Annotated in this window: 21 protein-coding genes and 1 riboswitch; of the genes, 14 read left to right on the top strand and 7 right to left on the bottom strand. The window is 58.4% G+C overall.

The features are described 5' to 3' along the window. Positions 1–11: 11 nt before the first annotated feature. Entirely contained in the window at positions 12–698 is a 687-nt protein-coding gene (locus JZI28_RS14805) for a haloacid dehalogenase type II (RefSeq protein ID WP_297340270.1), read from the bottom strand. Positions 699–909: 211 nt separating this feature from the next. Between JZI28_RS14805 and JZI28_RS14800 the strand changes: the two genes are divergently transcribed. Together JZI28_RS14800 and JZI28_RS14795 are read left to right on the top strand one after the other, a co-directional pair. Beyond that, entirely contained in the window at positions 910–1,338 is a 429-nt protein-coding gene (locus JZI28_RS14800; RefSeq protein WP_297340269.1) for a peptidylprolyl isomerase, read from the top strand. Between the two features lie 116 nt (positions 1,339–1,454). Continuing rightward, complete coding sequence (locus tag JZI28_RS14795; protein WP_375698103.1) at positions 1,455–2,528, top strand: NAD(P)H-dependent flavin oxidoreductase; 1,074 nt, start codon at positions 1,455–1,457, stop codon at positions 2,526–2,528. Between the two features lie 85 nt (positions 2,529–2,613). On the opposite strand, the gene JZI28_RS14790 is transcribed toward JZI28_RS14795, so the two are convergent. The 4 genes from JZI28_RS14790 to fabA form a co-directional block, all read right to left on the bottom strand. Further along, a complete protein-coding gene (locus JZI28_RS14790) occupies positions 2,614–3,405 on the bottom strand; it encodes an enoyl-ACP reductase (protein WP_295453943.1) in 792 nt (263 codons plus the stop codon). Positions 3,406–3,413: 8 nt separating this feature from the next. Next, positions 3,414–4,643: a beta-ketoacyl-ACP synthase I gene (gene fabB / locus JZI28_RS14785; protein ID WP_295453939.1), complete on the bottom strand. Its 1,230-nt coding sequence runs from the start codon at positions 4,641–4,643 to the stop codon at positions 3,414–3,416. Positions 4,644–4,790: 147 nt separating this feature from the next. Beyond that, complete coding sequence (locus JZI28_RS14780) at positions 4,791–6,053, bottom strand: DUF2254 domain-containing protein (RefSeq protein ID WP_375698102.1); 1,263 nt, start codon at positions 6,051–6,053, stop codon at positions 4,791–4,793. 156 nt (positions 6,054–6,209) lie between these two features. Next, positions 6,210–6,719, bottom strand: coding sequence for a bifunctional 3-hydroxydecanoyl-ACP dehydratase/trans-2-decenoyl-ACP isomerase (gene fabA, locus JZI28_RS14775; protein WP_295453934.1), 510 nt, complete (start codon positions 6,717–6,719; stop codon positions 6,210–6,212). A gap of 210 nt (positions 6,720–6,929) precedes the next feature. On the opposite strand from fabA, the gene irr reads away from it, so the two are divergent. Next, a complete protein-coding gene (irr, locus tag JZI28_RS14770; protein ID WP_375698101.1) occupies positions 6,930–7,346 on the top strand; it encodes a Fur family transcriptional regulator Irr in 417 nt (138 codons plus the stop codon). Here the strand turns inward: irr and JZI28_RS14765 are convergent. Next, on the bottom strand, positions 7,324–8,265 hold the full coding sequence (locus JZI28_RS14765; protein WP_353400278.1) for a LysR family transcriptional regulator: 942 nt from the start codon (positions 8,263–8,265) through the stop codon (positions 7,324–7,326). The two genes, irr and JZI28_RS14765, sit on opposite strands and share 23 nt — an antisense overlap. A 177-nt stretch (positions 8,266–8,442) precedes the next feature. Here JZI28_RS14765 and JZI28_RS14760 point away from each other — a divergent pair, with 177 nt between their 5' ends. Further along, positions 8,443–9,240, top strand: coding sequence for a phytanoyl-CoA dioxygenase family protein (locus JZI28_RS14760; RefSeq protein ID WP_297341780.1), 798 nt, complete (start codon positions 8,443–8,445; stop codon positions 9,238–9,240). A gap of 115 nt (positions 9,241–9,355) precedes the next feature. Here JZI28_RS14760 and JZI28_RS14755 read toward each other — a convergent pair whose 3' ends face one another. Continuing rightward, positions 9,356–10,225 (bottom strand): glycosyltransferase family 2 protein, encoded by an 870-nt coding sequence (locus JZI28_RS14755; protein WP_375698100.1) that lies wholly within the window; start codon positions 10,223–10,225, stop codon positions 9,356–9,358. 138 nt (positions 10,226–10,363) lie between these two features. Between JZI28_RS14755 and miaB the strand changes: the two genes are divergently transcribed. The 10 genes from miaB to JZI28_RS14705 all read left to right on the top strand — a co-directional run bounded on the left by miaB (position 10,364) and on the right by JZI28_RS14705 (position 20,360). Continuing rightward, the gene (miaB, locus tag JZI28_RS14750) at positions 10,364–11,686 is read left to right on the top strand and encodes a tRNA (N6-isopentenyl adenosine(37)-C2)-methylthiotransferase MiaB (RefSeq protein WP_375698099.1); all 1,323 of its coding nucleotides are present in this window, start codon (positions 10,364–10,366) and stop codon (positions 11,684–11,686) included. Positions 11,687–12,048: 362 nt separating this feature from the next. Further along, positions 12,049–12,615, top strand: a complete 567-nt coding sequence (locus JZI28_RS14745) for an OmpA family protein (RefSeq protein ID WP_375698098.1) — start codon at positions 12,049–12,051, stop codon at positions 12,613–12,615. Positions 12,616–12,629: 14 nt separating this feature from the next. Continuing rightward, positions 12,630–12,935, top strand: coding sequence for a hypothetical protein (locus JZI28_RS14740; protein ID WP_295451337.1), 306 nt, complete (start codon positions 12,630–12,632; stop codon positions 12,933–12,935). Positions 12,936–13,095: 160 nt separating this feature from the next. Beyond that, complete coding sequence (locus tag JZI28_RS14735) at positions 13,096–14,103, top strand: PhoH family protein (protein ID WP_295451333.1); 1,008 nt, start codon at positions 13,096–13,098, stop codon at positions 14,101–14,103. A gap of 63 nt (positions 14,104–14,166) precedes the next feature. Beyond that, the gene (gene ybeY, locus JZI28_RS14730) at positions 14,167–14,679 is read left to right on the top strand and encodes an rRNA maturation RNase YbeY (protein ID WP_375698097.1); all 513 of its coding nucleotides are present in this window, start codon (positions 14,167–14,169) and stop codon (positions 14,677–14,679) included. 22 nt (positions 14,680–14,701) lie between these two features. Continuing rightward, positions 14,702–15,607 (top strand): hemolysin family protein, encoded by a 906-nt coding sequence (locus JZI28_RS14725; RefSeq protein WP_295451328.1) that lies wholly within the window; start codon positions 14,702–14,704, stop codon positions 15,605–15,607. Beyond that, positions 15,604–17,196 (top strand): apolipoprotein N-acyltransferase, encoded by a 1,593-nt coding sequence (gene lnt / locus JZI28_RS14720; protein ID WP_375698096.1) that lies wholly within the window; start codon positions 15,604–15,606, stop codon positions 17,194–17,196. Before JZI28_RS14725 ends, lnt begins: the two co-directional genes overlap by 4 nt. A gap of 58 nt (positions 17,197–17,254) precedes the next feature. Continuing rightward, positions 17,255–17,303, top strand: a riboswitch (SAM-SAH riboswitch). A 5-nt stretch (positions 17,304–17,308) separates the two neighbouring features. After that, entirely contained in the window at positions 17,309–18,490 is a 1,182-nt protein-coding gene (gene metK / locus JZI28_RS14715) for a methionine adenosyltransferase (protein ID WP_375698095.1), read from the top strand. 223 nt (positions 18,491–18,713) lie between these two features. Then, positions 18,714–19,427, top strand: a complete 714-nt coding sequence (locus tag JZI28_RS14710; protein ID WP_375698094.1) for a hypothetical protein — start codon at positions 18,714–18,716, stop codon at positions 19,425–19,427. Positions 19,428–19,568: 141 nt separating this feature from the next. Next, the gene (locus JZI28_RS14705; RefSeq protein WP_375698093.1) at positions 19,569–20,360 is read left to right on the top strand and encodes a tRNA (guanine(46)-N(7))-methyltransferase TrmB; all 792 of its coding nucleotides are present in this window, start codon (positions 19,569–19,571) and stop codon (positions 20,358–20,360) included. Positions 20,361–20,429 lie beyond the last annotated feature (69 nt).

The raw sequence follows: 20,429 nt of genomic DNA, 5'->3' as shown, positions 1-20,429 counted from the left end.
CGGACCCTCGGTTATGTGGCAGCCAGATCAGGGATGGAGGTCAAGTCGTTCAGCACATGTTGCGCAGACCAGGGCAGCCGATCCATGGGTTCTGCTGCGCGATTGACCCAGGCGGTGGTAAAGCCATACCCCGCCGCGCTGGCGGCGTCCCAGCCATTGGAGGACACAAAAAGCACCTCGTCCTTCTGGCAGCCAAACCGCTGCCCCACCAGGTCATAGACCCGTGCGTCTGGTTTGAAGATGCCGACGCTTTCTACCGAGAGCACATCATCCAGAAGCGCGCCGATCCCGGCAGATTGCACGGCCCCATCCAACATGTCGGGCGACCCGTTGGACAGAATCGCGGTGTTCATTCCCGCCGCTTTCAAAGCGGCCAGCATCGCCGGGACTTCGGGGTAGGCCTGAAGCTGCCAATAGAGATCCAGCAGACGTTTGCGTAGTTTATGATCCCCGGCAAGACCTGTGGCCTCAAGCGCCCAATCAAGCCCATCTTGGGTAACTTGCCAAAACCCGCAATGGGCATCCGTGATGGCGCGCAGCCAGGAGTATTGCAGCTGTTTTAATCGCCAATGGTTGGCGAGCTCTGCCCAGCTGTCCTGCAAATGTGGAAATTCGGGTTCGGCGGCAGCCTGACGGGCAGCGGCGGCAACGTCAAATAGCGTGCCATAGGCGTCAAAAACACAGGTGGTGATTGGCATTGCATTCTCCCTTTTTGGCCATCCTGTCATGGCCTTGGGCAGGGCGCAAAGCGCGAAGTTGTGATGAATACAATTGTAGCTCTCAGGGGTTACAATATGGCAGTGCTTTGCGTCTTTGCACCTAGGTTGCCCAGGGAGCGAGCCGACGGGTTTACTTCAAAACTGAGGTCTGTAGGGTGCGCCACTGTAATTTTGTATAACTGGAGGTCACATGACCGAGGTAAAGAACGGCGATACCGTCCGCATTCACTATACAGGCACTCTGGCTGATGGCTCTGTATTTGACAGCTCAGAAGGACGGGATCCGCTGGAGTTCACTGTTGGCTCTGGTCAGGTGATTGCGGGCATGGATGCAGGTCTGCCAGGAATGGCTGTGGGCGACAAAAAGCGGCTCGAAATTCCATCGGCGGACGCCTATGGCCCGCTGAACCCAGAGGCGCGCCAGGCGATCCCGCGCGAAGGCATTCCTGACGATATCCCGCTGGAGCTTGGCACGCAGCTGCAGATGCAAAGCCCCGAAGGCCATGTGCTGCCGGTGACCGTTGTCGAGGTCACCGAGTCCACCGTGACGCTGGATGCCAACCATCCACTGGCGGGCAAGGATCTGAACTTTGAAATCGAGCTGGTCTCGATCGGCTGATTGCCATTTGACGGCGGTTTGAGAAGGGTCAGTAGAAACACTGGCCCTTTTTCTTTGCCTTGTATTTGGGCGCGGATCTGGTTTTGCTGCACCTCAGGGGCAGTAGGAGGGCGCTTATGCAGGGGCAAGATATTATCAAGCGGATTGGGTTGGACTGGCCGATCTTTCAGGCTCCGATGGCAGGGGTCAGCACACCAGAAATGGCCGCCGCGGTGAGCGAAGCCGGGGGATTGGGCGCGCTTGGGATTGGTGCGGCCACGGTTGATACGGCCCGCGAGATGATCCAAAAAACCCGCGAGCTGACCCAGAAGCCGTTTAACATAAACGTATTTTGCCACAGGCCTGCACAGGCTGACCCGGCTTTGGAGGCTGGCTGGCTGGCCCAGATGGCGCCTTTGTTTGCTCGCTTTGATGCCTCCCCGCCCAAGAGTTTAAACGAGATCTATGCCAGCTTTTGCAGCGACAGCGCTGCGCAGCAGATGTTGTTAGCAGAAGCACCTGCGGTTGTGAGCTTTCATTTTGGCCTGCCGGATGCCGAAATCATTCAGGGGTTTAAGTCCAAAGGGGTTTTCCTGATGGCCACTGCGACCTCGCTCAACGAAGCGCTGGCGATACAGGCGGCGGGTGTTGATGCGGTGGTGGCCCAGGGCTGGGAGGCCGGCGGCCATCGCGGTCTTTTCGACCCGGATGCGCCGGATGCGGGGTTGAAAACCCCTGACCTGACGGCAGAGCTGGTGGCCGATCTGTCGATCCCGGTTGTTGCTGCGGGTGGCATGATGACGGGGGGCGACATTGCTGCTGCGCTGCGCTTGGGGGCCAGTGCTGCGCAGCTGGGAACCGCCTTTGTCGGATGTGACGAAAGCCAGGCTGATGGGGGCTACAGGCAGGCTTTGGCCGCTGCCACTGCGGGGCAAACGCAGATGACCGCTGCCATTTCCGGTCGTGCCGCGCGTTGTTTGAAGAACGGCTTTACCGCCTGGGCTGAAACACAAACGACCACATCAATCCCGGACTATCCAATTGCCTATGATGCTGGCAAAGCTCTGAATGCTGCGGCCAAACTGGCAGGTGAGACAGGATTTGGCGCTCAATGGGCCGGAACCGGGGCGGCGCAGTCGCGCGCCATGGCAAGCGGAGATCTGATGGCGCTTTTGGTACAAGAGATGCAGGTTGCGCTGAGGGAGGCTTGAGCCGCTATGCTTAAAGCAACCTAGGCCCTACGCAGGCAAAAGGGCGCCTCTGAGAAGCGCCCTTTCAAAGCCCATTTCTTTGATACTACAGGTGGTCTTGCTGCGGCATGCCCAGGACATGGAAGCCGCCATCGACGTGGATGATCTCCCCTGTGGTGCAGGCACCTGCATCCGAAGCCAGATAAACAGCAGTGCCACCCACGGCCTCAAGTGTTGCGTTAGACCGCATGGGGGCGTTTTGCTCGGTGTGCTTGTAGGTCTTGCGGGCGCCGCCAATGGCCGCCCCGGCCAGGGTTTTCATCGGGCCGGGAGAGATCGCATTGACACGGATGCCTTCGGGCCCAAGATCATTGGCCAGATAGCGCGTGGCGCTTTCCAGAGCGGCCTTTGCCACGCCCATGACATTGTAATTTGGCGTGACCCGGTTTGAACCGCCGTAGGTCAGCGTCAAGACGGTGCCGCCATTGTCTTTCATAAAGGGATGCGACCGGCGCGCCACTTCGATCAGTGAATAGGCCGAGATATCCATCGAGTTTTTGAAATTCGCCCGGCTGGTATCCAGAATGCGCCCGGTCAGTTCAGACTTGTCCGAATAGGCAATGGCGTGGACAACAAAATCAAAACTGTCCCAGCGGCTGCCCAATTGTTCAAAGGCCGTGTCCAGCGAGGCGTCATCGGTCACGTCAACGTCGACCATAAAGTCACTGCCGACGCTTTCAGCCAAAGGTGCCAGACGTTTGCCAAAGGCCTCACCCTGGTAAGTAAAGGCAAGGTCCGCCCCGGCTTCGGACATCGCCTTGGCAATGCCCCAGGCGATTGAGCGTTCATTGGCAACACCCATGATCAAGCCGCGCTTGCCCGTCAAAGTTCCAGACATTATGAGTGTTATCCTTTGTACTTGCTCAAAACCATCGATCCGTTGGTGCCACCAAAGCCAAAACTGTTGGTCATGACACAGTCGAGGCCTGCGTTTTCAACGAGCTCGGTTGCGATCTCGCCGGGCAGAATGCCCTCGGCCAGGGTGTCCACATTGATCGATGGGGTAATAAAATCTTTATCCAGCATCAATAGGCAGAAAATTGCTTCCAATGCGCCCGCCGCCCCCTGGGCGTGGCCGGTCATGGATTTGGTCGACGAGACCGGCGGGGTCTGACCTTCGCCAAAGACCCGGCGCACAGCCTCGACTTCGCCAACGTCGCCAACAGGCGTCGAGGTGCCATGGGCGTTGATGTAGCTGACCTTGCGGCCTTCAGGCAGGGTCGACAGCGCCAGACGCATGGCCCGTTCGCCGCCTTCGCCAGAGGGCGCAACCATGTCGTGGCCATCGGATGTGGCCGCATAGCCGACAACTTCGGCGTAGATCTTGGCGCCGCGTGCCAGTGCGTGGTCAAGATCTTCCAGCACGACCATGCCGCCACCGCCTGAGATGACAAAACCGTCGCGGTCCTGATCAAAGGCGCGGCTGGCCGCTTCTGGATTGTCGTTTTTCTTAGAGGACATCGCGCCCATGGCGTCAAACAGGCAGGACAGGGTCCAGTCCAGCTCTTCGCCGCCACCGGCAAACATCACGTCCTGCTTGCCCATCATGATCTGTTCTGCCGCATTGCCGATGCAGTGCAGCGAGGTCGAGCAGGCCGAGGTAATGGAATAGTTTATGCCTTTGATTTTAAAGGCTGTCGACAGGTTGGCCGAAATGGTCGACGACATACATTTGGGCACTGCAAAGGGCCCGATGCGCTTGGTGGCGCCGGTTTTGGCAACCACCTGATGCGCCGCCAGCATGGCAGAGGTGGAGGGACCACCAGAGCCTGCGACAAGACCAGTGCGCTCATTGACGATCTGATCCTCAGAGAGGCCCGCATCGGCAATGGCCTGGCTCATGGCGATATGGGCATAGGCAGCACCTGGCCCCATAAAGCGAAGGGCGCGCTTGTCGACATGTTCCTTGATGTCGATCTTCAGCGTGCCGGCAACCTGACTGCGAAAGCCATGCTCGGTCATTTCCGGGCTGGCAACGATGCCGGATTTCCCCGCCTTCAACGAGGCGATGACTTCTTCGGTGTTGTTTCCGATGGAGGAGACGATCCCCAGACCGGTGACGACGACACGACGCATACGTGCACTCCCTTAATTGCTTATGTCTTAGTATGCATTGCGGCGGGCAGGTGCAAGATGGCTCTGATATGGGCCTCTGGTGTTTGAACGTATTCGTGAGGATTGCCCAGGGTATCGAACCCGCTGCCCGAGAGATGCGCAGCCTGTTCAAATTTTGGCCGAAATCTCTTTCAGGGCGCCCAGCTCTTTTTGGGTCAAAACGGCCGTATCAGCACGTTCCAGCGCATCTTTCGACAGGGCCGCTGCGGCTGTTTTGAATGTTTCGGGGGACATCTCTGCGAGCGCCAGCAGGGCGTTGTGCAGTTTCACCTGGACCTCGATGACAGCTGCGCCATCGCGGGCAATAGGTCGAAAGGCCTGCTCCAGCAGCTCGGCGCTCTGCAAGGGGGGCACGGTGACATTGGAATATTCAACCTCTTGTGACAGGTCAGAATACCAAGGCGCGAGTATTCTGACGAGCCGGCCGATCACGTCAATCGCAGTTCCCGGATCATTGACCGATTGCGACAGCGCCCGTGAGGCGATCTCGGACATGACGATGAGCCCGAATTTGGGGTCCTGATCAAAGCTACGCCGTTCACCACAGGAAAACGCCGCCCTGAGCGGGGTAAGGTCGTGATCCGCATGAGTGTTGCCCGTCACCAACAGCAGTGGTGTTGCCTTATGAACAAATGTTCCTGGTAAGGCCGCGATCCAGACCTCGAGGTCCAGTTCCTTTGCGCATTTGGAAATGGCTCCAATGTCAATGTGTTGGACAAAGCCGATCACATTTGAACACAGCTTATGGGCGCCGTCTGGAGGGGGCTGTTTTTGCGGTTTGCCACCTAGGCAAGGTTTTTCAATACGCCGCTGCAGCGCGGTGCTTGCTGCTGCTTCAACACGTTCTACGGTGTCTTCGATGCGCCCAAAACTTGCCAGCTGACTGATCCAGCGCAACAGCGCCACCACAACAAATGCAATCACCAGAACGGTTGTGGCAAACAAGACCAGACGCCCTGCTTCGGAGTAGTAGCCCGCATTCAATGCAACAATGCCAACAAGGCTGAACAAGAAGGCCCCTAGAAACGTTGCCAGGACATTCTGTGTGGTGTGGTCTTCCTGCAGCAGGGCCGTTGCGCGCGGGGTGGCAGAACCGGCGGCTGTCGAGAAGGCCGAAACCGCGATGGACAAGGAAAACGTGGTCACTGCAAGCATCGAGGTGGCCAGAATATTGAGCACCTGATCCACCGCGCCTGCGCCGATTTTTTCGCTCCAGCTAAGGGGTAATAGCTGCCCCACAAACTTTGCCAGCACCACGGAGCCGAGAGCCAGGACTGCAAAGCCGACTGTTCTAACCCATATCTTGCGCAAGTGCTGCAAAATGAGCCAGACAAATTTGATATTGAAAAGATCTGAAAGAACGCTGCGCATAGTGGCGACCCTAGTGAGAAACAAATAGGGCGTCGATGAAAATATCGAAACCATGCGGGCGGCTATGGTGCGGGGCCCTGGGATTATGGCACAGGGCCTGGGGCAACAAAAAAGAGGCCCGGGGGCCTCTTTTCATTGGATCTCTTTTCGGATGGCTTATGCCTCGGAGAGAACGACCTTCATGTCTTTGACGTCATAGATCATCTCGCCATCGGCTTCGACGATGCCATCCGCCACACCCATGGTCAGGCGGCGCGTCTGGATCGCTTTTTTGAAGTCGATCTTATAGGTCAGCATCTTGCGCTCGGGGCGGACCATGCCGGTGAGTTTGACCTCGCCCACACCAACCGCCATGCCGCGCCCCTGCCAGCCGCGCCAGCCGAGGTTAAAGCCGGTGAGCTGCCACAGCCCATCCAGGCCCAGACAGCCGGGCATGATTGGGTTGCCGGGGAAATGGCACTCAAAGAACCACAGGTCCGGGTTGATATCGAATTCCGCAATGATATGGCCCTTACCATGGGCGCCGCCATCGGCGCTGACCTCGGTAATGCGGTCCATCATCAACATTGGTGGCGCTGGAAGCTGGGCATTGCCTGGGCCAAACAGCTCTCCGCGGGAACATTTCAACAGATCGTCTTTGTCAAAGCTGCTGGGGTAATCGGCCATGCTGGCGCGTCTCCTGCCTGAGGTGTTTCATGTGTTTTTCCTCATGTAGCACCCGGCTCAAGGGTCCTGCAAGAGCAGTGAACACTGCCGAGCACGGGGAGGGGGCACAGGTCGTTTGCCGTGCCGTTCACCGCAGGTGGGGATTCTGTTTGAAAAATGCAATTCATTCGCAGTATAAACACCAATAGCAACGCGATGCAGGATCCGCACATGACGCCAAACACCGAAGAAGTGGCAACACACTGGCTGGTTGACGCCGGTCTGCGCCCGACCCGCCAACGGCTTGCCCTGGCGGAGCTTTTGGTGGGCGATGGCAAACATCGTCATGTCACCGCCGAAAGCCTGTTTGACGCTGCCAAAACCAAAGGCACCGCCGTTTCACTGGCCACGGTCTACAATACGCTGCGTGCTTTTTGTGACGCAGGCGTGTTGCAGGAAATCACTGTGGATGGGTCAAAAAGCTATTTTGACACCAATACCCATGATCACCCGCATTATTTTTGGGAGGACGGCAACCGGGTTACCGATGCGCCCTCTGATCAATTGGTGATTCAACGCCTGCCCGACGCACCTGAGGGCATGGAAATTGCCTCGGTTGATGTGGTCATTCGTCTGCGGAAGGTCTGAGGCCCGCCGCTGCGGGTTTGGGATTCTGGGGGCTCAGGGTCTTTGACAGGATGTCCATCGCCTGCGCCACGGCCGAATCAGGTTTTGGCGCACCATGGGTGGTGATGATCACTGGCTCCAGGGCGCAGCTGTCGCGGATCGGGATATTCACCAGCGCTTTGCCATCGTAGCTTTGGCGGATAGGTGGCGCGCTATAGCTGATGCCGATCCCCTCTGCGTTGGCGGCGAGGCTGCGTAGCACCTCCAAAGAAGCCGCACGATGCGAGATGCGCGGAGTTAGCCCCAGGCTTTTGAACAGCGCCAGCATATGTTGCACCGACACACCCTCCTGCGAGAGCACCAGAGGTTCCCGGGCCAGTTGCGCCAGGGAGAGGCTGTCGTGCTGCGCCAGGTCATGGTTGGGTGGCACCAAGGCCTGAGGGGCGCGATTGTCGATCACCAGCCGTGTGAAGCCTGCATCCAACCCCAGATCATAGGTCACCGCCAGGTCGATTTCCCCCTGCAGAAGGCCAGCAATGATCTGTGCAAACCCCAGAGTTCTGGTTGTCACGGTGAGGTCAGGCAAGGTCGCGCGCAGGTGGCGCAGAGCGGGGGCCAGGACAAAGGGGGCCAGATCGGAAAAACAGCCTATGACCAGGCTTTGCACCACAGGGCTGCTGCCGTTCTGAGTCTCAAGCCGGGCGGCCTGGTCCAACAGGTGTTGGGCCGCTTTGGCAAAGTCACGCCCCTGAGGGGTGAGCGACAAAGGCGTGCCTCGCCGCCGTACAAACAGGGGGTGGCCCAGGTGGTCTTCGATCCGCGCCAGGGCGGTAGAGAGAGCGGGCTGACTGACATTGAGGGCCTGTGCAGCCGCAGACAGGCTGCCGTGCTGGGCAACGGCGCAGGTGTATTCGTAGTGGCGCAGAGTTAAATATAGCATGGGGTTATAACTAGGTTAGAAATATATTATTTGAAACTAATTTACTCAGGCGGCATGGTCGGCGCAGCAAAAATACTTTTTTTCCGCCCACCGCCAAGCTGGAGCCCGTCAGTCTGCCCGTCTGTCAGGCTGTCGCAAGCGGGCCGGTGTGGTGGTACAATCAGGACGGAGATCCCTATGGTGCACCCTCTCATCACGCAAACCCAAATTGATGACTTTCAGCGCGACGGCGCGGTGTTGATCAAGGGGCTGTTCAAGGGGCAGGTCGACCAGCTGCGCCGCGGCGTTGCCCAAAACATGGCGCAGCCCGGTCCCTATGCGTCAAACAACGAGAAGGCGGGCCAGACCGGGCGCTTTTTTGATGATTATTGCAACTGGCCGCGCATTTCGGATTTTGAGGCGGCGATCAAATCCTCACCGGTGGCGGAGGTTGCGGCTGACCTGATGCGCTCTGACCGGGTGCAGATGTTCCATGACCATGTCTTGGTGAAAGAACCGGGGACCTCGATGGCGACTCCCTGGCATCAGGATGGTCCCTACTATTTTGTAGAAGGTCGCCAGACCATCAGCTTTTGGTCGCCGCTGGACCCGGTGACAGAGGCTGCCCTGCGCTGTGTTGCGGGCTCTCACAGGTGGGAAAAGGAAGTGCTGCCAACCCGTTGGGTTTCACAGGAGGGGTTCTTTGCCGATGAGGGGCAGTACATGGCGGTGCCTGATCCCGAGGCTGAGGGCATGACCATTCTAGAGTGGGACATGGAGCCCGGGGATGCTGTGGCCTTTGATTTCAAAACCCTGCATGGGGCCCGTGCCAATACCAGCCAGAGCCGCCGACGGGCCTTCTCATTGCGGCTGGTGGGGGAGGACGCGCGCTATGTCGAACGCCCCGGACCGACCTCGCCGCCCTATCCGGGGCACGACATGCAGCCGGGGCAACGGCTGCGGGAGGATTGGTTTCCGGTGTTGCTGCAGCGTTAGGGGCAGCACGGTGAGGGGAGGGGGGCTGCCCCCTCTTGCGCCGGATGGGGCTTTCACTCCTAAGATCCTATTGGCCAGATGAAATGGCAGGTGGCGCCAAGGTTGGGTTTGGAGGTTAGAACCATTGTCCTGGTTCCATCAGGCCAAGGTCCAGCAGTTGCCGGGAGTGCCACTCAAAGGGAGTGGAGTTGTGCCATTTGAAACTGTCGATGGCAAAATCCGATCCGGGGTTGCGTTTAAGCGCTTTGGCGGTGCGAAAGGAGCAGATGGCAGCGGTTAGATTGTGGTGCCAGGGGCAGGCATAGGTGTTGTATTCCTGATTATTGAAGGTGTGATTGTTTTGCAGTTCCAGGCCTTCTTTGACCTGGAACAGGGAAATCCTGTCGATCTTGCGGCTGGTCCAGGGGATATGCTCCTCATGGCGCCAGCGCACGCCGCCAAAGAAGTCCAGCTGCCTTTCGCGTGGCTCTTGGGTGGCATCATCCCAGCGGGCCTGGGCGTAGTAGCCTGACTTGTCGAGAAAGGCGGTTTCCAGGGACACGGCGTTGGGATGTTTTTGTAAATCGCCAGCATAGAGATCGATCACATAGCTCAGCATTGCCGAGCGCCGTTCCTCGGTGTGGAACGTCAGCATCTCTGCCACTGTTCTGGTCTCGCAAAACGGGAAGAACAGGAATTCAGCATTGTAGCAGTAATAGAGCCAGCACCCCGGTTGCGCTGCCTTGATAATCTGGTTGACCGCCCCGAACACGTTCTCAGGGGCGCTGCAATCAAAGGGAACGCGGTGGACTTTGGATTTGATGTCACGCGGCAGATCAAAGGCATCTGGCATCAGGGCAACAACGGCTTTGAAGCCGGATTGCAAATGATGGCGCAGGGTTGTGGCCACCTCGATATCGTCCTCGACAAAGATCAGCGCGACGGGGCCTTTGACCAATAGGGCCTTTTGTTGTTTGAGAAAATCTTCCAGCGAAGAATACATCATGCTCTTGTGTCTCTGACCTTTTGCTGCCGTTCTGGCAATTGCCCTTAAAATCGGGTAATCCCGCCTGCATTGCAAGCCGCGAGATTTGCCGTTATGGCAGGCCGTTGTTCCCGATCCCTGCTGGAAGGCACCACAGATATGACCGCGCCCAAGAAGCTGTTTATCAAGACCTATGGCTGTCAGATGAATGTCTATGACAGTGAACGCATGGCCGAAGCGCTGGGCGGGCAGGGCTATACCGAGGCAAAATCTGCGGATGAAGCGGATATGATCCTGCTGAACACCTGCCACATCCGCGAAAAAGCTGCCGAAAAGGTCTATTCGGAACTGGGGCGGTTCAAAAAGCTGAAGGCGCAGAAACCGGATCTCAAGATTGGGGTCGCGGGCTGTGTTGCTCAGGCCGAGGGGCAGGAGATCATGCGCCGTCAGCCGCTGGTGGATCTGGTGGTTGGGCCGCAAAGCTATCACCGCCTGCCAGAGATGGAGGAAAAGGCGCGAGAGGGGGAGAAGGTGCTCGACACTGATTTTCCCGAAGAGGACAAGTTTGAGAAACTGAAGCGCCGCCCCAAGTCCAAACGCGGTCCGACGGCGTTTTTGACCGTGCAGGAAGGCTGCGACAAGTTCTGTGCCTTCTGCGTTGTGCCCTATACTCGTGGCGCCGAGGTTTCGCGCCCGGCAGATCGTATCCTCACCGAAGCCCGCGATCTGGTTGAGCGCGGGGTGCGCGAGATCACCCTGCTGGGGCAGAACGTCAATGCCTATCACGGTGCCGGAGCCAATGGCGATCTGACTCTGGCCCAGCTGATCTGGGAGTTGGACAAGCTTGAGGGGCTGGAACGTATCCGGTTTACCACCAGCCATCCCAACGACATGATGAATGATCTGATCGAGGCCCACGGCACCTGCAAGAAGCTGATGCCCTATCTGCATCTTCCGGTGCAGGCGGGATCTGACAAGATTCTCAAGCGGATGAACCGCAGCCATACCGCCGAAAGCTATCTGCGCTTGATTGAGCGGATCCGCGCGGCGCGGCCGGATATTCTGATCTCGGGTGATTTTATCGTCGGCTTCCCCGAGGAGACCGAAGCAGATTTTCAGGCCACCCTGGATCTGGTCGAAGAGGTGAAATACGGCACCGCCTATTCCTTTAAATACTCCACCCGTCCCGGAACCCCCGCTGCTGAGCGCCCGCAGGTCGACCCGGTTGAGGCCGATGACCGGTTGCAGCGGTTGCAGGCCTTGTTGACGCGCCAGCAGCGCGAAATTCAGGACAGCATGGTGGGGCGTGAGGTCGGCGTTTTGTTTGAGAAACCGGGGCGTCAGGCCGGGCAGATGCTGGGCAAGTCAGACTATCTGCACGCGGTTCACGTTGCGGATTGCGACCGGCAGGCCGGGGACTTGGCGCGGGTGCGTATCGTTTCGTCGCGCACAAATTCGCTGGCTGGTGAGCTGATCGACTAGCGGCAGCGGGGCTTTGGGGGCGCCTTGGGCGCCTGGCCAGTGCAACGTGGAAGGGGCCTCAGATAAGGGGCGATTCTTTTTGCCGTTGACTGCTGGTTGATTTCGCTTGGAAAACCGTTTTGCGGAGGTTTGATTTTGGCGAGTGAGTCATAATTGCTGCGCTCTTGGGGACAATTTAAACAAAACAGTATGAGTGTTGCCTGAAAGCGCATAATCTTGCGAAAAGCCTGCAAGGGTGGGGGCTGTTTTTATGAAAAAGCCGTGTAGATTGTTGCTGATAACCTGAGTGTTAGGAATTTTAAGCGGCAAGCTTCTCTGGGCGATACCCCTGGAGGGACTTAGGTGAAGGAAATCTGGTTGTGATGACATTTAAAGCAAATAACATGGCCGCCCTGCTGGCCGCTGCCGTGGCCGCGGTGAGCCTGTCTGTCGGGTCGGTGCAGGCGCAGCAGCGCACAGTTGTTGGTGAACGCTACGTTCCCACCATCTGGGTGGACCCCGACGGCTGCGAGCACTGGGTGATGGACGACGGCGCCGAAGGCTATATGACGCCGCATGTGACGCCTGATGGCAAACCCGTCTGCCGTCGTGGCAATCTGTGTGGCGTGATGGAGACGGATCAGTTCTTTGCAACTGACAAGCACTACATCAACGCTGCGGGTCAGTCGCGTCTGAAAGAGTTTTTCAATTCCAACAAAGGCAACGTGCGCTCTTTTGTGATCGCTGGTCACACTGACAGCCGGGCCTCTGATGAATACAATATCCGTCTGTCACAACGCCGCGCCAATGCGGTCGCAGGCGTTGCAAAATCGGTTGGAGCACGGATCACAGATATCCGTGCCTATGGCGAGCGTGACCCACGTGTACCCAATACCAGCGCCGCAAACATGGCGCAGAACCGTCGCGTCGAAATCTATTGCTTGCGCTAAAGAAGGACATCAAGATGCACCTACTCAAAGCAACCGCGCTGTCCCTTGCGCTGACCGCAGTAGCGGCCTGTGAAATCACCGAGGACAAAACCCGTGACCAACACGCTGGGGATGGCTCCAATACGCACCTGTCGAATATGACAGCGGGGATCTGGGTTGATCCCCAGGGCTGTGAACATTGGATCATTGATGATGGCCTCGAAGGCTACGCTGATCTGCGGCGCACCCCGGACGGCAAGCCCGTCTGCAACAGCCCGCTGCCGCGCAATGTTGCAACGGGTCCGTTCAAGGATGGCTCAACCTTCCCGGATTCTCTCTGAGGCTTTACGCTCAGGGGAAACCATCAGTTTCAAGATGCGGTCGCCCCTTTGGGGCGACCTTTTTTGTCTCATTTCTGTGAATTTGTAGGCCGCCTGCTTGCACCTGATCGGTGGCAGATGCAGACTGCCAAGAGAAACCCATACTCAGGAGCTCCCCCCATTGGTCACAAGCGCTCGGATCCAGCCACCGACCCCCAGCACCACGCAGGAGGTGCTGCTCGAATTCCCTGACAATCGCCTGCTGATTGATCTTTGCGGCGAATATGATCGCAACCTGACGGAAATCGAACAGAAAATCGGTGTCCAGATTGTGCGCCGGGGCAATCAGCTTTTGGTTCTCGGGGAAGAACCGCTGCGGGATCAGGCCGCTGAAGTGCTTGTTTCGCTCTATGATCGGCTGGAAACGGGGCGCAGTGTTGAACATGGCGATGTCGACCGCGAGCTGCGCATGGGTCATTCCAGCGACGAGGTCGCTGAGGATCAGCTTGAGATGTTCAAAGGTGGCCAGGTCGAGATCAAGACTCGCAAAAAGCTGGTTGAGCCCCGTACAGATGCGCAAAAGGCCTATGTACGCTCGCTGTTTGAGCATGAGCTGGCCTTTGGGATTGGTCCCGCTGGGACCGGCAAGACCTATCTGGCGGTAGCAGTTGGGGTGAACCTGTTTATCACCGGCCAGGTGGATAAGATCATCCTGTCCCGCCCGGCAGTCGAGGCTGGGGAGAAGCTTGGCTATCTGCCCGGTGACATGAAGGACAAGGTCGATCCCTACATGCAGCCGCTTTATGATGCGCTGAATGATTTCCTGCCCGGGAAGCAGCTGGCAAAGCTGCTGGAGGAAAAGCAGATCGAGATCGCGCCTTTGGCCTTCATGCGCGGGCGCACCCTGTCCAATGCTTTTGTTGTGCTGGACGAGGCGCAGAATGCCACTTCGATGCAGATGAAGATGTTCCTGACCCGTCTTGGCGAAGGCTCACGTATGGTCATCACTGGCGACAGGACCCAGGTGGACCTGCCGCGTGGGGTGACTTCTGGCCTGGCAGATGCGGAGCGTTTGTTGGCGCCGATCTCCAAGATCAGCTTTAATTACTTTACCGCGCGCGATGTGGTGCGACATCCGCTTGTCGCCGCCATCATCGAGGCCTATGACGCCGAGACACCACCGGCGTGACGCCCAGGTCCATTGGTGGCGAGGTTCTGTCCAGCTGCGGCGGTTTAAAAGGTGACGACATAGATGGCTTTGGAGATCACAGTAGAGGACAGCCGCTGGCAGCAGGCCGGGCTGGAACATCTCGCGCATCAGGCGGTTGATGCCGCGCTTGGGCATTTTGACCTTGATCCTGAGGAATGTGAGATTGCCTTGCTGGCCTGCGACGATGATCAGATCGCCGGTTTGAACGCAGAGTTTCGCGAAAAACCTGTTGCCACCAATGTGCTGAGCTGGCCAGCGGACGATCTGGCGGCGTCAGAACCGGGTGTGCAGCCGTTGCGGCCAGAGGCAGATTTTACCGGTGAGATCCCGCTGGGCGATATTGCAATTGCTTATGACACCTGTGTCCGGGAGGCAAATGCCGCAAATAAGCCGCTATCGGACCATTTGCGCCATCTGATCGTTCACGGAGTGTTGCATCTTTTGGGCTATGACCACATTAGCGACCTTGACGCCACAGTGATGGAAGGCTTGGAGGTCGAGATACTTGGCAATATGGGTTTGGATAACCCATATACTGTGGATGACAGCCTCTAGCGGGGCATTTTGGATAGGACAGATGGGCGATATAGAAGGCAGTTCTAACGCGGCGCATGGCGCGCTGCAGAACATAAGCAGCGCTGTGGCAGAAGCCAGCGCTGCACAACGACCCGGGTTTTGGGAGCGTATTTTTGGCTCCTTTGCGCCGGCCACACCTGTGGAACAGCCGCAGGCAGAGCCCGAGGGACCCAGTCCCGCAGCCCAGTCTCATGGGATGATAAACCTGCGCCGTATGCGGGTCGAGGATGTGGCTATTCCCTCGGCTGAGATCCTCTCGGTTCCGGTCTCTATTGATCGCGACGATTTGGTGCAGGTGTTCCGCGATAGTGGCTTCACCCGGATCCCTGTCTATGAGGGCACTCTGGATACGCCACTTGGGTTTGCGCATCTCAAGGATTTTGCCCTGACCCATGGGTTCAATGGCGGCAGCAAGCCCTTTGAGCTGTCTCAGATGCTGCGGCCTTTGCTGTTTGTACCGCCTTCGATGCCGATTGGTGTGCTCTTGGCCAAGATGCAGGCTGAGCGTCGCCATATGGCCCTGGTGATTGATGAATACGGCGGCGTCGACGGCCTGGTGACGATTGAAGACCTGATCGAACAGGTGATCGGTGAGATCGAGGACGAACACGACCCTGGCGAGGACCAAACCTGGTATCAGGAAAAGGCCGGCTGCTATATCGCTTTGGCCCGTACGCCTCTGGCGGAATTTGAAGCCGAGGTAGGCCAGTCGTTGACCCACCACGAAGATGTCGACGGCGAAGAGATAGAGACGCTTGGCGGGCTGGTCTTCATGCTGTCTGGCCGGGTTCCGGCACGGGGAGAGGTCATCGTGCACCCTGATGGGCCGGAATTCGAAGTCATGGACGCCGACCCGCGCCGGATCAAACGGTTGCGGGTGATGCTGCCGGACCCTGCCGCGGGATGAGCGGCCTGCGGAGCAGATGTTTGCGCGCTGCTCGGCAGCGGTCAAGCTGGGTTGCCGGGTTTTCGGCCTTTGGCCTTGGGGCGTTGCTGTCGGTTTCGCTTGCTCCGCTGCATATCTTGTTGAGCTTGCCACTGGCGCTTGGCGGCCTGGGCGTGCTGGCGCTTTGGGCGCGGTCCCCCCTGCAGGCCTCGGTGATTGGCTGGCTGGCAGGGCTGGGGTATTTTAGTTTTGCCCTGTCCTGGATTGTCGAACCCTTTCAGGTCGATGCAGAGCGTTATGCCTGGATGGCCCCCTTTGCACTGGTCTTTCTTGCGGCCGGGCTGGCGCTGTTCTGGGCGGTGGGCTTTGGCCTGGCGGTGCGCTGGAGCCCATGTGCCGGGCTGAAAGACAAACAGGGCGACAAGCTGGAGGCGGGGCGCGATGGCAGGCGGCTTGTGCTGCTGCTGGCGCTTTGGCCCCTGGCAGAGCTTGCGCGGGCCTATCTTTTTACCGGCTTTCCCTGGGCCGGGTTTGGGCAATTCTGGATTGATACCCCTGCGGCGCAGCTGTTGCCCTGGGTGGGCGGTCAGGGGCTGGCTGTTCTGACCCTTGCGGTGACGCTGCCGCTGGCGCTGTTGCGCAGGCGGCCGTTGTTGGCGGTCTCGCCATTGCTGGGACTGACCTTGGCTGGCTATGCATTGCCGCCCCTGCCTCCAAAGCCCGCGATGACCTCTCATCTGGTGCGATTGGTGCAACCCAACGCGCCCCAGGCGGAAAAGTGGCTCCCCGAGCGGCGCTGGGATTTTGTCCGTCGTGCCATCGAGATGAGCGAGACTGGCGTAAGCGCTGATCAACCCGGTCAAGGCCAGGTCAGGCCGGATCTCATTGTCTGGCCAGAGACTTCGGTTCCCCAGCTGCTGAACAATGCCAGCGATACCCTGTCTGCGATTTCAGAGCGGGTTGCTGGGGTGCCTGTCCTGCTGGGCATCCAGCGGCGCGCTGAGGGGCGGTATTACAATTCAGCGGTGCTGGTGAACGCACAAGGGCGGGTGGATCAGATCTACGACAAATCACATCTGGTGCCCTTTGGGGAATATGTACCCTTTGGCGATCTGATGGCCCGGTTTGGGATCTATGGTTTTGCGGCGCAAAGCGGCGCTGGCTATAGTGCAGGCCCGGGGCCTGGCCTGATCGACCTGGGCATTGGCCAGGCGCTGCCGCTGATCTGCTACGAGGCCGTCTTTGCCCGGGATGTGAATGCCGCCCCGGCGCGTCCCAATATGCTGATCCAGATCACCAATGATGCCTGGTTTGGTACGCGATCTGGCCCCTATCAGCATCTGGTGCAGGCACGGATGCGCGCAGCAGAGCAGGGGCTGCCGATGCTGAGGGCCGCCAATACCGGCATCACCGCGATGATCGACCCCTTTGGGCGCCTGCGTGAGACCATCGCATTGGGAGAAACCGGCGCCGTCGATGCCATTCTGCCACAACCGCTGGCTGCCACTGTTTACAGCCGCACGGGCGATCTCCCGGTGCTTTTTCTGTGTATCGTCCTGGTTTTGGGTGCTGTAGAAAAACGACGCAGGGCCGCGAAACCGTCACAGTAGATTAACGTCTGGCGATTAGTATTTGACCTCTAGTTCATCCGAGCGTACTTGGTACGAAGTCCTCTCACAACGGCTTCCTGACGTGACGAGGTTAACCCAATGGAGCATTTTCATGTCTCGTAAGAATTATACTTTTACCTCGGAATCCGTTTCCGAAGGCCACCCGGATAAGGTCTGCGATCAGATTTCGGATGCGGTACTTGACGCATTTCTGGCCGAAGAGCCAGAAGCCCGCGTCGCTGCGGAAACCTTTGCAACCACCAACCGCGTTGTCATCGGCGGTGAGGTGGGCCTGTCCGATCAGGACAAGCTGCACGAATACATGGGGCGGATTGATGCGATTACCCGCGCCTGCATCAAAGAGATCGGCTATGAGCAGGACAAATTCCACCACGAGACCGTGGAAGTCACCAACCTGCTGCACGAACAGTCTGCCCATATTGCCCAGGGCGTTGATGCCTCGGCTGACAAAGACGAAGGCGCGGGCGATCAGGGTATCATGTTCGGCTATGCCACCACCGAGACACCGCAGCTGATGCCTGCGCCGATTCAGTACAGCCACGCTGTTCTGCGGCGTCTTGCAGAAGTGCGCAAAAATGGCACCGAGCCTGCATTGGGGCCGGATGCAAAATCGCAGCTGTCCGTTGTCTATGAAGATGGCAAACCGGTGCGGGTCAGCTCGCTGGTGCTGTCGACCCAGCACCTGGACGAAAGCCTGAGCTCGGAAGATATTCGCGCAATCGTTGCGCCTTATTTCCATGAGGTCCTGCCCGAGGGCTGGCTGACGAACGAGACCATTTGGCATGTGAACCCAACTGGCAAGTTTGTCATCGGCGGTCCCGATGGGGATGCAGGCCTGACCGGGCGCAAAATTATTGTTGATACATATGGCGGTGCGGCACCTCACGGTGGTGGTGCCTTCTCGGGTAAAGATCCGACCAAGGTTGACCGCTCGGCGGCCTATGCGGCGCGCTACCTGGCCAAGAACGTGGTTGCCGCCGGCATGGCAGAAAAATGCACCATTCAGCTGTCCTATGCGATTGGTGTCTCCAAGCCCCTGTCGATTTACGCCGATACCCATGGCACCGGCGAGGTGGCTCCGGCTGAGATTGAACGCGCAATTGATCAGGCAATGGATCTGACCCCCCGCGGCATTCGCCAGCACCTGGGCCTGAACAAGCCGATCTATCAGCGCACCGCTGCCTATGGCCACTTTGGCCGCGAACCCGAGGCCGATGGCGGCTTTAGCTGGGAACGCACTGACCTGGCCGAGGCGCTCAAAAAAGGGCTCTGATCCAGGCAACAACCTAACTGCAGGGGCCAAGGTCTTCCATCATGGAGGGCTTTGGCCCTTTTGCTTTTTGGGCTGCATGCGGCAGAGCGTTCGCTCCGTTGCGGCCCATCTGCCCCATCTGGCCAGTGTCGATGCCAATTTGCACTTGGGTCAAAGCACCCTATCGAGTCATGTTGGGGGCAGCACATGAAACTGATTAGGTTTGGACAGGATGCCCCGTTTGATGATCCGAAGTATTGTCGCTGCTACTTTGGCGCTAAGCCCCCTGTCGCTTATGGCAAAGGAACGGATGTCGGATAAATTCGAGGTCAAAGGATCGGTGCTGATCTATGACACCGAAAAAGCCAACGGCGAGATCCTTGATGATGACATTCGGGCCCTCAAGTTGTCCCTGAGAAAACACACAGCCGTCACGGAATTACACCTCAACAGCAGCGGTGGCAGCGTCCATGCCGGGGCCGAGATGGCTGCGATTGTAATGAAGTACCGGCTCGATACCTATGTCGAGGAGGAGTGCACAAGCGCCTGTGTTGATGTTTTTCTTGCCGGTAACCGGCGGCAAATGGCCAGTGGGGCCAAAATCGGCTTTCATCAACGCAGCTGGGCGGCCCAGGCGGTCCAGCGCTACTATCGCAAATACCGCGCGCGCAATGATTGGGGGACACCCTTTGAATTTGGCTCCTGGATCTACGGCGATACTCAGACGGAAGTTCATGCGCATCTGGTCTATATGATTTCACGCGGGGTGGAGCCGGGCTTTGTGGTGTCGACCTTGAAGGCAAAATCGGATGAGATCTGGTATCCGTCTCACGAAGAACTTTCTGCGGCCGGGGTGCTGCGCGAGGCAGTGCCGGGCGTTGTCCCATTGCAACGGGTGCCCGTGGCGCAGGCGGAGCAACTGCCGCTTGTGGCGCCGGAAGTGAAAAAGCAGCGCTAGGGGCATTGAACCGGCGCCTCTCTTGACCTGCGCCGCTGCTTGCGGCAGATGAGCGGCCAACTGCGCACAAGCCTTGTTTGCAAAGGCTGCTTTGATTGCGACTGATCAAAGAGGGCGCCTGAATAAAGGAAGTGCCCCGCCATGGCCGAGAAGAAAACACCCCGTGATACCGGCAGCGACAGCGGTTCAGCCAAGGGTGACACAGCAAACAGCACCCCGGAAAATGGCGCTCATGTGAGCGGCGCGCCCTGGCGCAATTTCTATGGCCGGTTTAGTGGCAAGACCCTGAAAGACAGCCAGCGGCGCTATCTGGCCGAAGATCTTGAGGCGCTCAGCCCCGGTGCTGTGGGCTGGGAGGAAAACCCGGATCGCGCGCCACTGGATCTCGATGCCCTGTTTGGCGGGCGCGACACCTGGCTCGAGGTTGGCTTTGGCGGCGGTGAACACCTGGTGCATCAGGCCAGCTGCAACCCGGATGTGGGCATCATCGGGGCTGAGCCGTTTATCAATGGTGTTGCCATGTTGCTGGGCAAGATCCGCAAGGCAGGCTGCGAAAATATTGCCGTGCATCCCGGCGATGCACGCGATTTGATGGATGTGATCCCGCCACAGTCCATTGCCAAGGCGTTTTTGCTGTATCCTGACCCCTGGCCCAAGAACCGCCACCACCGCCGCCGGTTTGTGACCCAAGAACATCTGGAGCCCCTGGCGCGTTGTCTCAAGCCCGGTGCCATCTTTCGCGTCGCCACCGATATTCCCGACTACGTGCGCCAGACGCTGGAGGAGGTGCCAAAGGCTGGTTTTGAATGGCTGGCGAGCGAGGCCGCAGATTGGCGTGAACCCTGGCAGGACTGGATCTCCACACGTTATGAGCAAAAAGCCCTGCGTGAGGGGCGCACTCCGACCTATCTGACCTTCCGCCGTCTCGGCTAGAGGGGCAGCGGGCAGGGTATCGGTGCTGGACGCTCTGATCGCAATTCGTTACCGATAGCGGAAACATAT

The organism is Pseudophaeobacter sp. TrK17 (genome assembly GCF_042192375.1).
GTDB lineage: Bacteria > Pseudomonadota > Alphaproteobacteria > Rhodobacterales > Rhodobacteraceae > Pseudophaeobacter.
The sequence above is the reverse complement of the archived record's forward strand: the minus strand, read 5'-3'. Positions and strand labels throughout refer to the sequence as shown.

Bases quoted from the DNA above. Each gene is read 5' to 3' on its own strand.
- fabA (WP_295453934.1), bottom strand. From the start codon at position 6,719: ATGGCCGATTACCCCAGCAGCTTTGACAAAGACGATCTGTTGAAATGT.
- irr (WP_375698101.1), top strand. From the start codon at position 6,930: ATGACGCCAAACACCGAAGAAGTGGCAACACACTGGCTGGTTGACGCC.
- miaB (WP_375698099.1), top strand. From the start codon at position 10,364: ATGACCGCGCCCAAGAAGCTGTTTATCAAGACCTATGGCTGTCAGATG.
- JZI28_RS14800 (WP_297340269.1), top strand. From the start codon at position 910: ATGACCGAGGTAAAGAACGGCGATACCGTCCGCATTCACTATACAGGC.
- JZI28_RS14790 (WP_295453943.1), bottom strand. From the start codon at position 3,405: ATGTCTGGAACTTTGACGGGCAAGCGCGGCTTGATCATGGGTGTTGCC.
- metK (WP_375698095.1), top strand. From the start codon at position 17,309: ATGTCTCGTAAGAATTATACTTTTACCTCGGAATCCGTTTCCGAAGGC.
- JZI28_RS14795 (WP_375698103.1), top strand. From the start codon at position 1,455: ATGCAGGGGCAAGATATTATCAAGCGGATTGGGTTGGACTGGCCGATC.
- fabB (WP_295453939.1), bottom strand. From the start codon at position 4,643: ATGCGTCGTGTCGTCGTCACCGGTCTGGGGATCGTCTCCTCCATCGGA.
- JZI28_RS14710 (WP_375698094.1), top strand. From the start codon at position 18,714: ATGATCCGAAGTATTGTCGCTGCTACTTTGGCGCTAAGCCCCCTGTCG.
- JZI28_RS14745 (WP_375698098.1), top strand. From the start codon at position 12,049: ATGACATTTAAAGCAAATAACATGGCCGCCCTGCTGGCCGCTGCCGTG.
- ybeY (WP_375698097.1), top strand. From the start codon at position 14,167: ATGGCTTTGGAGATCACAGTAGAGGACAGCCGCTGGCAGCAGGCCGGG.
- JZI28_RS14765 (WP_353400278.1), bottom strand. From the start codon at position 8,265: ATGCTATATTTAACTCTGCGCCACTACGAATACACCTGCGCCGTTGCC.
- JZI28_RS14740 (WP_295451337.1), top strand. From the start codon at position 12,630: ATGCACCTACTCAAAGCAACCGCGCTGTCCCTTGCGCTGACCGCAGTA.
- JZI28_RS14755 (WP_375698100.1), bottom strand. From the start codon at position 10,225: ATGATGTATTCTTCGCTGGAAGATTTTCTCAAACAACAAAAGGCCCTA.
- JZI28_RS14705 (WP_375698093.1), top strand. From the start codon at position 19,569: ATGGCCGAGAAGAAAACACCCCGTGATACCGGCAGCGACAGCGGTTCA.
- JZI28_RS14760 (WP_297341780.1), top strand. From the start codon at position 8,443: ATGGTGCACCCTCTCATCACGCAAACCCAAATTGATGACTTTCAGCGC.
- JZI28_RS14805 (WP_297340270.1), bottom strand. From the start codon at position 698: ATGCCAATCACCACCTGTGTTTTTGACGCCTATGGCACGCTATTTGAC.
- JZI28_RS14725 (WP_295451328.1), top strand. From the start codon at position 14,702: ATGGGCGATATAGAAGGCAGTTCTAACGCGGCGCATGGCGCGCTGCAG.
- JZI28_RS14780 (WP_375698102.1), bottom strand. From the start codon at position 6,053: ATGCGCAGCGTTCTTTCAGATCTTTTCAATATCAAATTTGTCTGGCTC.
- lnt (WP_375698096.1), top strand. From the start codon at position 15,604: ATGAGCGGCCTGCGGAGCAGATGTTTGCGCGCTGCTCGGCAGCGGTCA.